We start from the raw sequence: 16,781 nt of genomic DNA, 5'->3' as shown, positions 1-16,781 counted from the left end.
CTTAGTATATAAGTTTAAAACGCACCCCTGATTCCAAAGAGGAAATTTTTCACAGGCTTAATTGTGTTTAAATAATCGGGATCAACATCAAGCTTTGTGGCTTTCCAGATGACGCCTAGATTCTGAATACCGGTGTATATTTCAACATTTCTTAGTGCCATGCTTTTGAATTTCAGGTCGAATTTGTAGCTTAGATTGATATAATCCAGTCTGATATTGTCTGCTTTGATAACATTGACCTCAGAGTTGGCGTAAAAACCATCCCTTGCCGTATTGACCGGATAAACGAAAGAGGGCACATTGGTTATCTGCTCATCTCCAGGCTTTTGCCATCGGAGGGCATAATCGCTATTCCCTTTTCCAAAATCCATCAACGAGCTATAAGAAAGTGCTTCCCTGCGGGCATAATACCCGATCCTGTAAGAAAGGTTGAAAGATAGACCAAACTGTTTCCAATGAAAATTATTGATCATTGATCCGTAATATAAGGGGCTTGCCGATCCCAGATAAACGATGTTGTTTCCTGTTGTGCTTCCTTCCTTTGAAATTGCGAGATAATCTATACTGGGCATTCCATTAAGATATCCCATAGGGTTACCGGCCGCATCTAGTCCGGCCCATTTGTATGCCGCGATTGCATAAAGCGGCTTTCCGATAACCGGCGTAATGCTATTCCCATTGCCAACCAATGAAAAGAGACTTGAAGATGATGAGGTATAATAACGGACTGTTTTTGAATTATTAAAGTTGAAGTAGGCATCTGTGGACCATTTAAACTGACCGGATATAAAATTCAGACTATGAACATCCGCTTCGATACCTTTGGATGCCATATCGGCGACATTGCGTACCAAAACGTTCGATCCCCCCCATGAAGTGTAGTCGTAAGGTGCCGGCCCGTAAAGATCTTTTCCTCTTTTTTGAAAATAGGATATCGAACCCGTCAGCCTTGCTCCCTTGAATTCAAATTCTGTTCCTATGCTCAACTGCGAGAGCTGCTCCCATCGTAAACTTGGATTGTTGATGCCTGAAATCCGGGTAATGGGGAGGGATGACAGGTCATTTGTTGAGTATACACCGACTGACAATGCAGTCCTCGATAGGTCAATATTGCCACTATAACCAAAACTTGCTTTCAGCCTGAGTTTTGGCAGCCAGGCTAGTTTATAAAACTCTTCCCCGGACAATAACCATCCCAGACCAGCTGACCAGAGCGGCTTGAACCGGTCATTCGTACTGGCACCAAAGATGTTGGACCCGTCTTCCCTCAGGCTTACTGAAGCTGTATATTTATCCAAAAAGGTATAGGCCAGATTCGCATATTTACTCAAAAAACGCGAGCGGGTATCACTCAGGGATATCCCTGAAGGGATTTTCTGCTGACTGCCCGAAAGAAAATTTCTATAGGCATTTACATAATCTGCATCGGTATAGGACAGAGGATCGGGGTAATATCCATATCTGGTATTGCCATTGCTTTTAGAACGCAGCTCCCTCATTTCTATACCCACAATTGCGTTAATCCTATGTTTTGCAAATGTCTTATCCAGGTTAAGCTGACCTCTTAATGTATAACTGTTCAGATCATTGACCGATTGGTTGCTAATCCCGCCTAAAGGTACGGCACGTGTGACCACTTTTGTGATGCGGTTGATCTCACTGAAAGTGTTGATCAGGTTTCTTGCTGCATAGCTGTTTTCATCGCTATAAAGCTCATTTTTGGAATATTGAAACTGGTATTGATAGGCGGCACTGACATTCAAAAAATCAAATATTTTGTAAACAAGATTTGCGTTGGCAAAAATTTCCTGGGAAGAAACCGCTGTTCCGCTATGTTTGTATTCCTCGGCCGGATAGTATTTCCAGTTCAAAAATTTTCCAATGGCAACTGTATCGGTATATTCACTTCTATAAGATGTTTGTATCACCGAAGGATTTCCATCTGCATCCCTGAAGAAAAGATATGGCAGAAGCCTGCCTCCGACGTTGATCGAATTGTAGGTCGGCCCACCTGACCTCGAATTTAGGTTCGTGAAATAAATCTTTGTGTTTAAACTTAATTTTTTGGTAATGTTCAAAGACTGCGAAAGATTTATGTTCATTTTTTTAGAACTACTTTTAGTTCCGCCTTTTAATTTGTCAAAACTTCCCGATAACAGGTATGAATAATTTTCTCCCCCTCCTCTTATCCCCAGACTATACTGAGCGGTTAATGCATGGGTGTAAAATTCATCGAGATATGATTTTCTGCTATCAATCTCTTTCAGCTGACTTAGCCCATCTTCCATCTGGACAGCGGAAACTAATCCCCTACGTTGTTTGAGCAGTAGTTCTACGGCGGGAGATAAGGCCAGATAAGGCGTGGAATTTATCCTGTCGTTATAATATCCCCTGCTGAACATATCACGTTCAAATTCTATAAAATCTGCAGAAGACATTTGCGGGACGGCATATAGGTCCGGTAGTGAAGCTATTAGTTGACTGGCCGAGAAAGTGATCTCTGTTTTTTGGTTGAATTTCCCTTTTTTACTGGTTAAAACGATAACGCCATTTCCTGCCCTCGCACCCCAAATAGATGCCGCGGCAGCATCCTTTAGAATATAGACCCCTTCAATGTCATTTGGATTGATGTTGTCTATATCCCCTTCGTAAATAAAACCGTCCAGAACTATCAGCGGGTCTAGGGGGCCGTTAAAAGTACCAGCCCCCCTAATGGAAAGCCCTGTTTTATTCATTACGTTGCTTTCACTTTTACCAATATTCATCAACAGTCCGGAAGTCTGTCCGAGCAGTCTATCCAGGATATTAGATCCTCCGCGGGCATTGAGTTTATCTGAGCTGATAACTGATACACTACCGTTTATTTCATTTGGCTTGAGTGTCTGGTATCCGGTATTTATTTCTACACTCTTTAGCTCAAATACATCCATGATCAATTCGACATTGAATTCTTCTTTTCCAGTGATAATTGCAAGGCGCTCGGTACGGTAACCGATAGCTGTAACAATGAGGGTATCCGGTAACTTTGTAATGGGTAAAGAAAACTTTCCATTCTCATCCGAATTGGCGCGCCCGTTGAGCTTAGTTGAAAGCGTTGCCTGCACTTTGACGTCTGAAAAAACAATATTTCCTTTCACCACTAAAGGTATCGCCGGCTGGGCATAGGTGCCCATGAAGGAGAATAAAAGGATAAGAATTGCCGACGATGCCAGTAAAATATCCCATTTTTTTTCATGGGTGCTGAAATTTAAGTTCCCCATGGTTATTTAACTTTAACGGTTAATTCCATTTTTTCCCCTGAGATCAGTCTGGAGATGTTAACAGAAGTCAGATCGGTGTGGTCGGTAATTGCTTTCAAAATTCCATCTGCTCCGATCCAGACGTAGTGCGGAACAATGGTAAAACCGAAGTACTGCCTGAAAACATCATTTTTAAGTACAATAGGAGTAATAAAAGCTGGATGCTGCAGCAAATACTCTCGAATAAATTTACGTTCCTTTAAATAGCCGTCCTTGCTTGAACTCGCGTTCATCATAATGACCTGTAGATCAGCATTGTTATTGCGGTGCAAGCTGTCCAGAATAGGCATATTCTGAAGGCAGGGCGAGCACCAACTTGCCCAGAAATCAATAATTATAGCTTTACCCCTAAAGTCAGATAGGGAAATAATTTGTTCTCCGTATGGAGATATAGAAATCATTTGGGCTTTACGGATTACTTCTGGAATTTTTTGACCTACTGCAATTGCAGTGGAGAGGCTCTCCTGTGCTGAGGCATAGTAGGGGGTCAAAACTAAAATCAGCAGCAAGGGGAAAAGAATGGATATTAGGAAGCGCGGGAATATTGGCCATGGCATAGCCATGACTACATATAACATTTTTATTTTCATAGAGTCTAGTTTGTCGATTTAAAAAAAATGGAATGGGAATAAAACGAGGAAACCAAGGCAGGTCATCATTAAAGAACCTATTTCTATTTAACTATTCTGGTTACCTGCCTTTGGTTTTTTCAAATCATACGGGATTCTTAGGCTTTAAAGCGTAAAGCCTATCGAAATGATAGTGGTTGCTTAAGCTCATGTTTTAAATTGACTTTATTGGTGTGTTAAAATTTAGGCAAAAACCAGCCCTTCCGCATTTTAATGTGCGGATACGGGAAACCGTATTTGTTATTAGGAAAAAGATACTTACCTTGGGATTGCGAAAAACCATCGTACTGCACCTTTGCCTAATCAGCAATAAAGGGCTGGTACCAAGCTAAATTAACCCGCGGGGACTTTGTGCGCTCTCTCTTTCACACAGCTTCCGCTCTTTTGGGCTATATTTTTACTTGGAATTCTGGCACGTATTAAGATGGAGAACAAATAACGTTCTTTAATAAGAGTTGTTGGGAATAACCATGCAGTTCCTCTTGGAGGTGCTGGTAAATGGCTGCAATTAATTTTTTCGTTTTCATAAACGGTTAATTTTATGTAAAACGATGCGTACTCAACAAAAGTAGAAGGAAGCTAAATTGGTAAAGCACCAATAAGGCGAACTTCAACGCTTTTGATAGTGGTACCGTCAAGAACCGCTCAAGCCTAAGCTTGAGTTCCCCAAAAGACTTCCATGAAGTTCGCCCTATTGAATAAGTATGCGAAGATACAAATATTCAATAGAAAGCGAACTCACGATTACTCATAGGGAAAATTGACGGTTTTCTATCATGAGTGACATCGTAAAAAGTAAGTTTTAGTCCTACTCTATTAGTCGCTGTAAATAACTGATAACAAATATAGTAAAATAATTATTTGTACCAAGTACTAAATTATAATTTTAATGCCTAGAAGGAAAAATAATATTAGTATTCAAAAAAATAGGATCAAAGAAGTAGTGAAAACATCCGGAGCATCACAGCGTTTAGTTGCTATATGGCTCGATGTTAATTATACAACGGTAAGTTCTTGGAACTCAAATGTAACTCAACCAGAGGCGGAAAATTTAAATAAGATAGGGGAGTTAGTTGAAATAGATAATAGGATGTTGTATGAGCCACAAGGGCGTGTTAACACAGGCTTTGCAGAAGCACTAGAGTCTGAACTTCAACGATTGAATAAAATTGAAGGAATTTCTTATGAAGTTGAAAAATTTGATAAAAAAAAAGGTGGGACTGTGAAGGTAAATAATCCGGAGCTGGTGAAGAGGTTGAGAAAATTTGCGGAGGCTTACAAGAAATCTTAAGATTATTTTAAAAATGGACTTAATTAAAACTTTATTATTAACCACTTTGCCCATAATTCTTACTGCTGTAATAGGCTATACCTCATGGTTGTACCAAAGGGAAAAAGAGAAAAGAATAAGTATTCAAAATCAACTTTCGGATAAAAAATATCAAGTTTACATCAAGATTATCAATTTGTTCTTTGGCCTATTTGAAGATACCATTTTGAAGAAAGAGGAAACCCAAAAAGATATTGACTCCAAAATGCTTGAGATTATTAAAGAACTTACAATTTATGGTTCGGATGGAGCTTTAAAACAGTTTAGTTATTGGAAAAGAACCTCCGGCAACGGTAATAAGACGCCGGCTCAAGGATTAAAAGATTTCGTAGATATAATAATTGCCCTTAGAAAAGATATGGGGCACCCAAGTACTAAAATAAATTATGACGATGTTTTAGGTATGATGATTACTGATTATGAAAAAAGTAAAAAAGAATTGGGATTGTAGAGATGGAATTTAAATTAGAGTACTTATATTATTCCATCTTTGCAGTTTTTATAATCATTTCTTTTCGAGCCAGAATATGAAGGTGCCTTATACTAGGCGGTGAGCAAACCATACTCACCGCACCTGTTTTAAGGATTTATTTAATGGCTTAAAAATTCATTTCTTATGGTAAGATAATTTTTGCTGTTAGGATTAGATTAGAGTATTGAAATTGTGGTTTTTACACTGTAAAGTTGCTTCATTGTGGGGCTCTTGCCATCACTCAGCGCTTTACCGATTTCGTCGTAAACTGAATAGAATTTAGCACCTTTGGCTTTTACAATTTCCCGCTGACGCTGGAAAGCCGACATGATGTTACCAGAGTCTTCCATACATTTGTTGTAGATCCCACTTACCAGCTCAAATGCGGACTGCCAACCTTCATCAGCTTCTATGTGAATGGTATCGAAGACTTCTGGATATGCAGCCTGCACTGCATGTACGGTTTCCCGCTCGAATTCAAGGTGCTCGGAATTTATATCATTTTTGTTAACGATGCAGTTAATGATATGATCCATTTTACTGCGTTGGGTAGTGGTGATGTTTTCCGATATTATCAATCCAAGTTTTTTATAGTAGTCCGCCGTCCTGCTGAAAATGATAATATTCTGCTGCAAAATCCCAAGGTCAGCGAATTTTTGCTTCGATTTTTTCGCGAGTCTGGACTTAAATTCATCCTTACTAATGCAATATTTTGCCAGTATCTTTTTAGCATTGATGCTGGACATATGGTTTTCTATTTCTTCACTTTTCGATATGTTATCCCAAAGTTCTTTGCGCTTTGAATACTCGCCAAGGTCATCGCTGGCTGAGTATTTTTTGATTAGCCCATTCATAAGTTCCATCATTTCCTTCATAAACGTTTCTAAATCGTCCTCAAGTGTTTCTTTCACCCAGATTTTTCCAAGATCAAATACTATATTGCTCCTGCTCGCATCGGTATAATCGTAAAGGACCGATATACAATACGGTACTACCGCGGAGCGTATCTGTCCTATCGCATTTTTCCCTTGTCCATATAGTTCCTCCATTCTTCGGAATATTATTACTTTCGAAATAAGCATTTCGTAGAAATTCCTGTCGATCAACGCTTTCCCTTTGCCATTCTCATCTCCGCTAAGTGCATCTATAAAGTATTTGAATACTTTGTCCCCTCCCTTTTTAACTACATAAGGCTGTTCTCCCCAAGCAGTATAGTATTTCCCCAGTTGCTCTTTTGAGAAGCGTACTTCTTTCGGGTAATCTTTTTCCGCCTTTCCCCCCATACGTACAAGGGTACTGAACTCTCCTTTTGATTTTTCAAAAAACCATTTTTTACCGCTTGGCATCATTACACTGTCTGAAAGTGATTTTATTTTTGTAAGCTGAGGGTTTCTCGACCCTAGGTCAACCGTAGAAACCTTGGTCTGTGAATTTGAAAATCGACTGATTTTTGAAATAAGTTCATCCAAGCCTTCTTCAGAAACATTTTTAGCTATATTTATTTTGGCCATTACCTTTACATTTTCTACAGAAAAACCATCTTTTCGTGTAAAAAATATGCTTGCAGTGGTCTGCCCGCCGTTAACAATCTGAAAGTCTGTAAGCGAACTTATATAAGTCTTGCCATTTTTTTCCGATGTGGTTTTTCCCGTAGACGTAATGGTTATCCCATTATTGAAAGCTATGAATTTTTCTGGGCTGAGTCTTATTGTTTCCCTTATTCCAGCATTAACACCTTTAAACTGGAGAAAAGAACGCACGTTTTTCTCGAGTAGTCTCGTACTGTATTTACGGTATAAATCCGCTAGAATCCACGCGGGAAGTACGCACAGGTAAGATTCAAAATTTTCTTCATCTGCGGCTTTGATGGCTTCAATACTATAGTTGAAATCTCTTTGAAAATCAATAACCAGTGCTTCACGTTGACCACGGGATATTTCAACTGAATGAAGGAAATTTAGATCTATCAGTCTTTTTATAATCAGCACTTTTTTAGTTATTTTTTCTCTGTTCTTATTAAAGCTGATACTGATTTCCTCGTCCTCAAAATCCAATTTTTTGGGTTGTGGACTGGTTCCCCGTGACTCCACCGTTGCAGATGCACAGATAGCAAATATTTCAACCACATCAAACTGATCAGCACCTTCGGCCGACGAAAGCATTGATACAAGTGCTCCAACGGGACTTGAAAGCTGAAGCTCATCATTTAAGTGGCCCTTTATTGCTTTATTTACAAATCTTGTTGCTCTTTTGAACTGGTTTTCGTAGTATGCTCTTATTGATATGCTCAAGTCGTCGGCTTTCGCGGAGAGATCAAGTTTGCTCTCATCCACTAGAAAAAGCTGAAGGCGTTCACCGGATTCATTCACCGCATACCCGTTTATTTTAAGATTGTCCTGATCATATATGTAGTAACTCTCGCTATAGTCTTCGCTGTCTATGAGTTTTGCATCATACATTAATGGTAGTACTTGCGATAGAAAACTATTCTGGTTTACAAACTGGTCGGAATCGGTGGACTCCTTTAATAGATTTGATCTGTATTTTAATAATTCTTTTATTTCCATGAGATTGCGTTTTCTGACAATTTGCAGCTTTCCAGCTGACTAAGACGGATACTATAGCTGACATCAAATATTCCGTCAGCAAGGTTTGAGGGGGTTAATTTTGGGAAAATTTCTGCAGCACAGTCATAAAAAGATAACTTAATCGGATTGAATTTCAAGTGGTCATATTCAGGCAGAACTATTCCAAAAATACCCTTTCGCGAAAGTGCAGCTACAAATATTCCAAGGTCACCACCATTGCTGTAAATAATTTCCCTGATTGCTGAAATAAGAGCGGAAATAGGTTTTCCCTCCAAGCCACCATTTTCTAAGAACACAATACAAAGCTCAAGCGGTTTATCCGGTATTAAATCCATCTGAAATTCGCTGGATATTCTAACCTGTGTTTTTGTATGTTCTATTGTTTTAACCTCAATACACTTTTCATCAGACTCAAAATCGTGTCTTGCATCATATGGGCCTTTCCAAGAATCTAGGATGGAGTCAATGTACCATGGTTCTGAAGCTTCCATCTGTTGTTTCAAAACAATCATCTCGCCAAAAAGTCCTTTCACTATTTCATCAGTCAGGTTTTGCGAATTCATTCCGCTAAAAAAACCGTTCCATCGATAAAAAGCATGTATGAATTCCTCTGCAAACCCTTTTGGGTCACTCATTTCAAAAATTTTCCCATAAAGAGATAGTATCAGATCATTGAAGAGATCCTCAAAAGCATGCTTAATAAGTTTGAGCACGATATGATGACTCTCGTTAAAGAATTCAATTGATAGATTTTCTTTTATGACTGATTTAAAACGAAACTGCAGACTCTTTGGAATTTCAAGAATCAGGTTCCTAGATCCTGATTTATCTAGGCCCAAATACAAATCAGGAATACATGCTGCAGATATTCTGATAGAGTTTATACCTCCTTCTGGTTTTTCCACCGAAAGTCTCAGCCACTGCTCTTCTAAGAATTCCTTTCTCATATAGTCTTATAATCTTCAGGAATTGCCAGATCAGTTTCTTCAGTATTTTCCATTTCTTCTTCGTCTTCAAAGCCATAATCCCCATGTAGATAAACACCTCCCGGATCTGGCTCTATAGGTGGGAAGCCTATTGCTGTACCAATAATCGGTATATCCAGATTGATTTGGTTTTTTGTGATAAAGTCTTTAAAGTGTCCGTCTACCTTTCCTCTCTCCTGAAGGAAAGTGTACCAAGAGTCAAAAAGATATATTACCATGAGCCCTTCCCTGGAACTCATCTTTTCACGATATACTCTTTCAGGTATTGTTTTCTTTAACGCTTCTTCCCGCGCTCTTTCTTCTGTCCAATCCCTATGCTCTTTTAACAGGACCCTAGTTATCTGATCTCTGAACTCTGCTTCCGCTAATGTTTTTTCATCATTATTTAGCAAAATGGCAAGATCAGATCCTGAAGATATAATATTTGCCGATCTTCCTGAGGCAGTAAACTTAAAATCTTCCAAAAACTGTTTTCTGTAGATATTATGTGTTCCATCCTCATTATCCTTCGGTCCTCTGCGGATGCTTAAATCAATGTCAGTGTTCAACCCGGACTCAATAGCGCTAAGTTTGCCTTTTCCGCTTCGATTGTTCGCCTGGCCTTTGATTTTTATTGCGATTGTCCATTTTGTCAAGAACTCTTTTTCATTGCACAGCTCTATGAATTTTATCATGCTCATCGCGTCCTCCACACTGAAATTCGTGCTATGCTTGAGAATGTCTGTAATTCCCACACTATCTGTCTCTGCCGTAAGAAACCCAAGCCCATTATCAGAAAAACTATGCCGTTTCACGATGTTGTATTTGAAACTTTCCCAGATCTGTTTGATCTTTTCCGGTTTAACACTGAATTCTGTCGTCTGTTCCAGCTGATCCTGATAAGACCATTTTACTTCCTTAGTGCCTTTTAGGATGGACGGTCTGGTTATTTTTAGTGTTCCCGGGTGTTTTTTTACTCTTAGGACGAAATTGGCGGGGGTTTTACCTTTTGCTTCCATTTTTTTAAACTCTATTTCCAATTCCTCAATGGCCCGAGTTGTGGAGTTGAATTTGTCCACGGAATCTTGTGTTATGAAAAGTTTGCAACAGTCAAGATAACCTGGCCTGTAGCCGAACCATCTTCCCATTTGAAGCAGTGTATCCGAGAAATTGGTGGATCGGATAAAATAATTTATTGTTAGACCCTCGAGGGTGAATCCTCTTGAAAGCCTGTTTCCACCTATTGCTATAATTTTTTTTGGCGATGCAGAAGGATACTCCAGTTTATCTTTGGTGACGTTATTTATCGCTTTAACTTCAATCTCCTTTATGATATCTGGTATATGTTTTTTTATTGCCTCAAAGCTTACAGGAGCCATAAAACGGTCTTCGTAATTTACTGGTAGATAGTTTTGTATTGATTCAGTAATTGCAGCATAGTATTTATACCAAAGACGCTCAAAATCAGCATAAACCGACTGAGGATCTGATGGGAAGTCATTGCTGATGTCACCCTCAAGTTTTGTAAGATACCTCTGAGTTAGATCTCGGGTACGGTTTTGCCATAGGGTATAACGTGAAATATGAATCAACATAGTATTATGCGGATTAAAAAGTGCCGACTGGATTATGTTTTTTTTTCGGCTTTCTCTGATTGCAGTGGCTAGGATGAAGCAAATAATACTTTCTTTTAAGGATTGCGGAAGAACGGCAGGAAAACTATCGCCGGATTTTGAACCTCTTGTGCTTTTTCTGTAATGATTATAATCTTCAAAATCAAGATAACCACCATTTTCTTCAAATGCCTCTTTGTTCCCATATGACCTTATCCCAATTAAACTGCCGTCTTCCAAAACCATGACCCTTGAGGGGAACTCCGCAATATGGTCTGAGACAACCTCAATCAAAGGTATTTTATCTTTCTGATAATCCTCAATAGCTGTCTGGAATATTTGTTTCGCTCCGATATAATTTGAAGGGGTATTAAGCAGAACAATAAAGTCATCGGGAAATAGATAATCCTCTAGTTCAAGAATTTTCTTTTCAAGGCTTCCGTCTTCACTTATAATTTTCGTATTTATAATCCATTTTGCTTCACCTGCAGGATTTCGGTCCTGAAGTACATTGGCAAAGGGGGTAGCGGTATAGCCTAGATAAGTTTTTTTGTTGAAAAGACTTAGTAGCGCACGTATGTGACCATTAATTTTTGACGCATATTCCCTGCCTTTTTTTCCTTCATTATTCAAAGAGGCATTATCCGCTTCATCATCAATGATCAGCAAGGGAATGTCATGCCTTTTCTTGTCTTCACCCATGTAATCGTGGAGCCAGATAATTAGGTTTTTAAGTACTCCGACATTCTTCTTGCAGACGAGGATGTTTGTGTGATTAAGCGAAAAATCTGCATTAACCAGATTATTATTGAAATCGGACTTTGACGAAGTTATTGATATTACCTGCTCAGTTTCATTATCACCAAGTTTTCCAAATCTGTGAATATTTCCTACTCCTTTGATCTGGTTTTTCTGGGTTTCAATATTCAGTCCTTCCCCTACCACGTCACTTTCAATCCGAAGCTGGGTCTGGCTTCTAAGATCTTCCATGATCCCTGAAAGTATAATAATGAGCCCATAACCAAGATCCACCGAACGATTTATGACAGCATTGAAGTTGCCTGTTTTTCCTGACTGAACACTTCCCACCACAAGGCCTCTTGTATAAAAAGATTCTGATGATTTGGGATTCCCCATCTTTTCGACAATTGAACGACTCGAATCCCTTACTTCCTCAATCACTTTCTCACTTCTTCCGGTTTTTGAAAGTAGTTTCAAATATCTGTCAGTATAGTTCCACTTAAAATCTGGGCCAAGGTATTCTGCGGTGAGCCAAGTTTTAAATCCTTTTTTCGTCAGGGAATGGGCTGGTTCAATAACAATAGGATTTACTGAGAGATATTCCTTTTTTGCGATCTGGAAATATTCTGCGAATGTGACATCATCCAGCTCTGCATAGCCCATAAGCCTGAAAATGACAAGGACACTCTCTTTGATCTGTGAGGGCAGAGTTTCGAAAAAATGTGTGTCAAGCCTAGCTGTGGATGCATGTTCCTTTGCTTTGCTTGCAACAACATTTTTAATGATTTCTATGTAGTTGGTGTGGGTCATTTATTTTAAGAGATTAATTAGGGATTCGGGTAAAGAACTAATGCTAAAGCCTAGGCTAGGGAGGATATCATCTTTTATACTTTCTGATGAGATTCCTGATTTTTTGAGTTCTTGGACACATTGCTCAAGCTCTTTGAAATTGATGCCGTCTTTTTCCTCTGTTCCGGTAAATTCCTTCTCCTGATGTGCATGACGGACACTGTTAATAGAGGTTTCTATCATTTTTGAAACCAGCTTGAATAAAACCGCTTGCTCTGGGTTCAGAGTGGAGCTGAGTTTGTTTATTAGTGCAAACTTAGTGTTAAGCTTTAACATTACACCTTTATTTGTTGCAATCCTTTCAAATAGCTGAGTTGGACTCTCCTTCTTTTTGCCCGTGAATTTTTTTAGCCCGCGGTTGTAAAATTCTCGCTCAGCTTCAATTTTCAGTTCTTCTATGTAATTTTCAAATGCGTTTTTGAGATCATGGGGTATTACGATATGTGATTTAGCAACATTGAGATGTAGGAGGTGATCCACGCTGTTCCCTACGTCCACCCTTAAGCGGGCGAGCTGTAACCTAGGGCCTTTTTTTATTAAACCGTTCCATCCTCCAAACAGAATAATTCTATCTGCTCGATAGATATAAATACCCTCCATATCCATCAAACCCCTGTTTTTTGTTGTCCATATTGAGAAACGCTGTTTACTTTCGTCAATACTTCTGGATGGCAGAATAAATCCTTCCATTCTGATCAGATCAGTACTAAAATGCCTTTGCTTGAATTCCATGGGCCTGAAATCCTGCTCTTGAATTGGAAATGGATTGAATGGGTTTATGTGGTTATTGTTAATCCGAATTCGGAGGGGCATTTCTTTGCGCTCCATGAATCGGTGAAATACCAAGGAGAGGTAGTCCGAGGTAACCTCAGTGATTTCGCGTTTCAATGCACTTTGTCTATTGTCATCCTCCAGATAATTCTCAAATTTATAAAGACCTCTCCACACAATGATAGTATTGGCTTTGAAGTCCTCATGAGGGTTTAGATGTCCATTACTCAGATTGCGATATTCCTTAATTATCTGGCCTATTTCCTTATCTGTATTCACCTTTAATTCCCAGACACCAGTTTTTTTCAGATGTTCGACATCCCAAGTTCTGGCTGAATAATGGTCAGTACCTTTTTTCCTCGACATTACCGTGAAACATCTCGTCTGCGAAAATGAGGCGGTTTTCATTCCCAGCCCAAAACGGCCTAGGTCAATATTTTCCCTTGTATCATCTGGTGAATTACTTGGAAACCGCATGTTTGAACGAAGTTCCTCACTATTCATGCCATTTCCATTATCCGCTAAGTAAAGCGTAAATGGTTCCATATCCATTCTTATGAGGACCTCGATTTTATCAGCTGATGCAGAAATGGAATTATCCATCAGATCAGCAAGAGCTGTCTCTAGGTTGTATCCCTGCTCAGCTATGGATTTTATCAGATGTTCTGGGTTCGGACTTACGTCCTCAAAATTCGGCTTTTCTATATTTTTTTCATTCATTTTGAGCGTTAATGATTTTTTGTTAATTAGTGTTCATTGAGAACGGCGGCTTCTATCTCCAAAAATACCCCCTTTACCACTCCAGCTATCTGATAAGCTAGGAGGGGAGGTACAGCGTTGCCCACCTGATGAAACTGTGAGGTCCTGTTCCCGCAGAAAAAATAATTATCAGGAAAGGTTTGTATTCTGGCAGCTTCTCTTACCGTGAGGCTCCTACACTGGCTCCCATCGGGATGGATATAGTAATGGCCATCTTTGGAAATGTGACTGGTCACGGTCTTTGACGCTTTGTTTTCAAGCTGGACACGGAAACGGTCTGCAAACTTCTTGTCATCAATCCCTTCCCTTACATTCATGTGTGCGGGAAGAAGTGATAGAGGGAAATCGCTGAGCTTGGGTGAGAGTCCTTTAACCTTTCCAAAACTGGCTACAAAAAGATATCGGTGAATGTCGCCGTCCATATGCGATCGGGAGGTATGGTTGAGCACACCATTAAGCCGCTCATCACTGAACCACTCTGCACGGTAGTTAATCTGTTGTAAATCGGTTGGAATAAAATCACTGCCCTTTTCAGATTCATTTGTATTGGTAAATGCACGCTTCATCTCAGCAATAATAGAGGGATCGGTTTCAGAGAGATCCTTATCGAAGACCTCTGAAATCAAGTTTCTCCATGCCTCAAAACTGTCTATGCGTTTGGATAGACCGCTTCTAAGTCGAGGCAGTGCGCCGATTACATCGTAAATATTAACCTCCTGACTAGGTTCCAGAATGCCAGGATGGATATCCAGATCTCTTCTTACCCCAAGGAGAATCACGCGGTGACGGGTTTGAGGGATTCCATAATTTTCCGTCTGAACGACAAACTGACTCGGCCTATATTGAGGATTTCCATTTTCATCAAATCCATTAGGCTCGCCGGTAAGAGAATAAATCCTATAGCCAGGACATTCTTCACCGGCCTTCACGGCCTCCGGAAAACATATAGTCGGATCGGATAGATCCTGCAAAATACGTGAGAAAATCTGATCCTCATTGGTCTTGGCAGAGAGAATTCCTTTGACATTTTCCATAACAAACACCGCGGGGCTGTGCGTAGCCAGGATCCTCAAGTACTGTTTATATAAACCAACACGCTTATCTGTGGTTTCGTTCAATACCTTTTCCTGACGGCGGGATCTCCCTACTAGTGAATAAGCCTGACAAGGTGGCCCACCTATAAGTAACCAGTTGCGCTCACCTTCTAAAACTGTCGAAATCCTCTCGTCCACCTCTTGATCAGATACAGCATTCACATCCTGTTCGTCGGGATCACCAAGCGTTCCACACCAAGCCTCATTGTGCGCATGCGCGGCTTGGTCAGGCCAGCGTCTATAAAGCTCATGAATATCAATCTCACCACGAACAAAGTCATAATACTCCTGTGGCACCTCCCCATGCGGAAACTGTCTAAAAAAACTTCTCAGCCTAAGTGTCCGATGAGCCAAGGGATCCTTTTCAATAGAGAGCGAAATACGAAAAATCCTTTCCCCCTGCTCATCCTGTAATGCAGAAAACCCTTCCCCTAGTCCTCCTGGGCCTGCAAAAATATCTATAATCGGGATTGGCATATTAACATTTAAATTTGATAAAAACCGCTAGCGAAAATCCCTAACCATTTGAAACCGATTAAGGGAATCTTCATGCGGTAATCGGAATCATAGCGATACCCCCAAATATAACAAGTGTCCTTGGCTTTTTTTTACGGAATGCCGTAAAATCTTTATGTATACTATTTAGCATTATCAAAAGATAAGATAAAAAGCAGTAAAACCTTAAGCCTAGGTCTTTGTTGTCTAGACATGGCATCCCACCTTCGTAAAAAAAAGAAAGGAACTAAAAAAGATATTAAACTGGCGCCGAGTGCGGCCAGAAGTTTCAATATGTCCCGCATTAGGGGGATAAATACAAAAGCGGAAATCAAACTGAGAAAGGCTCTTTGGTCGAAAAATGTGCGATTTAGAATCCACTCTAACACTATTCTGGGAAAACCTGATATCTATATCACTAAGTATAAACTTCTCATTTTTGTCGACGGGGATTTCTGGCATGGCTATAATTGGCAACAGAAAAAAGAGCGTATAAAAACAAATACTGAATTTTGGCAGGCAAAGATAGAGCGTAATATTAAGCGCGATGAGCAGGTTAACAGAAGTCTTTCTGAAAAGGGATTTACTGTGATGCGTTTTTGGGAACATCAAATTCAAAAAAAGCTGAGTGCTTGCATTAACCAAGTATTGCTTTATATTGAATCTGCCAAAAATGGGCGTATTCCTGATCCGGAATAGTTAAAAATAAAACCGACTTGTCGCAGATTTACTAAACCATCTAAATATAGTCGAATGCAAGAAATGGACTGATGAGTTAATACATTGAATATGCAAGTCCGGTTTAAAATTTTACCCAGCGTTCTCAAATTGAATTAAATAAATCCAATAACAATGGTTAGATGGGAATCCATTTACATGCTGAATTTGTTTAAAATCGAAAGAGTCGAATCTGACGAACATATAGGCTTCCGACTCGGGGCAAATCCACAAATGTTAAATGCATAAAGGAAAAATGCATCTCACCAATAATTATTTGCATGCATTTACAAGGGCTCAAATCGAGAGGATGCTAATCTCATTGGGCAGACATTACATGAATTTATTAAAATCAAGGGTTGGATATTCCGACCCATACTACACCACCCATTCCGAGGCATAGTGCACCAGTCATTCCGAGCCAAAGTACACCAGTTTTTGTTTGAGGTAATAAAATAT

General features: G+C 39.6%; 10 protein-coding genes. 3 read left to right on the top strand and 7 right to left on the bottom strand.

The window, feature by feature from the left end:
- Nucleotides 1–14: 14 nt before the first annotated feature.
- Entirely contained in the window at nt 15–3,260 is a 3,246-nt protein-coding gene (locus ASE74_RS21825; protein ID WP_055914061.1) for a SusC/RagA family TonB-linked outer membrane protein, read from the bottom strand.
- 2 nt (nt 3,261–3,262) lie between these two features.
- A complete protein-coding gene (locus ASE74_RS21820; RefSeq protein ID WP_055914055.1) occupies nt 3,263–3,889 on the bottom strand; it encodes a TlpA disulfide reductase family protein in 627 nt (208 codons plus the stop codon).
- A 928-nt stretch (nt 3,890–4,817) separates the two neighbouring features.
- On the opposite strand from ASE74_RS21820, the gene ASE74_RS21815 reads away from it, so the two are divergent.
- Complete coding sequence (locus tag ASE74_RS21815; RefSeq protein ID WP_055914052.1) at nt 4,818–5,219, top strand: hypothetical protein; 402 nt, start codon at nt 4,818–4,820, stop codon at nt 5,217–5,219.
- A 13-nt stretch (nt 5,220–5,232) separates the two neighbouring features.
- Complete coding sequence (locus tag ASE74_RS21810; protein WP_055914049.1) at nt 5,233–5,709, top strand: hypothetical protein; 477 nt, start codon at nt 5,233–5,235, stop codon at nt 5,707–5,709.
- Between the two features lie 197 nt (nt 5,710–5,906).
- Here the strand turns inward: ASE74_RS21810 and ASE74_RS21805 are convergent, their stop codons facing one another.
- The 5 genes from ASE74_RS21805 to ASE74_RS21785 are packed head-to-tail and all read right to left on the bottom strand — an operon-like array spanning nt 5,907 to nt 15,587.
- Nucleotides 5,907–8,297, bottom strand: coding sequence for an AIPR family protein (locus ASE74_RS21805; RefSeq protein WP_082458890.1), 2,391 nt, complete (start codon nt 8,295–8,297; stop codon nt 5,907–5,909).
- Nucleotides 8,288–9,265: a PD-(D/E)XK motif protein gene (locus ASE74_RS21800; RefSeq protein WP_055914046.1), complete on the bottom strand. Its 978-nt coding sequence runs from the start codon at nt 9,263–9,265 to the stop codon at nt 8,288–8,290. Before ASE74_RS21800 ends, ASE74_RS21805 begins: the two co-directional genes overlap by 10 nt.
- Entirely contained in the window at nt 9,262–12,447 is a 3,186-nt protein-coding gene (locus tag ASE74_RS21795) for a Z1 domain-containing protein (RefSeq protein WP_055914043.1), read from the bottom strand. The genes ASE74_RS21800 and ASE74_RS21795 overlap by 4 nt, the downstream gene beginning before the upstream one ends.
- Nucleotides 12,448–13,977: an ATP-binding protein gene (locus tag ASE74_RS21790; protein ID WP_055914040.1), complete on the bottom strand. Its 1,530-nt coding sequence runs from the start codon at nt 13,975–13,977 to the stop codon at nt 12,448–12,450.
- 26 nt (nt 13,978–14,003) lie between these two features.
- Nucleotides 14,004–15,587 carry a DNA cytosine methyltransferase gene (locus ASE74_RS21785; protein WP_055914037.1) on the bottom strand — a complete coding sequence of 528 codons (1,584 nt, stop codon included), beginning with the start codon at nt 15,585–15,587 and terminating at the stop codon, nt 14,004–14,006.
- A gap of 231 nt (nt 15,588–15,818) precedes the next feature.
- Here ASE74_RS21785 and ASE74_RS21780 point away from each other — a divergent pair, with 231 nt between their 5' ends.
- On the top strand, nt 15,819–16,304 hold the full coding sequence (locus tag ASE74_RS21780; RefSeq protein ID WP_082458889.1) for a very short patch repair endonuclease: 486 nt from the start codon (nt 15,819–15,821) through the stop codon (nt 16,302–16,304).
- Nucleotides 16,305–16,781: the final 477 nt, after the last annotated feature.

Origin of the sequence: Pedobacter sp. Leaf216 (genome assembly GCF_001421515.1) — a bacterium.
In the GTDB taxonomy this organism is placed as follows: Bacteria; Bacteroidota; Bacteroidia; order Sphingobacteriales; family Sphingobacteriaceae; genus Pedobacter.
The sequence above is the reverse complement of the archived record's forward strand: the minus strand, read 5'-3'. Positions and strand labels throughout refer to the sequence as shown.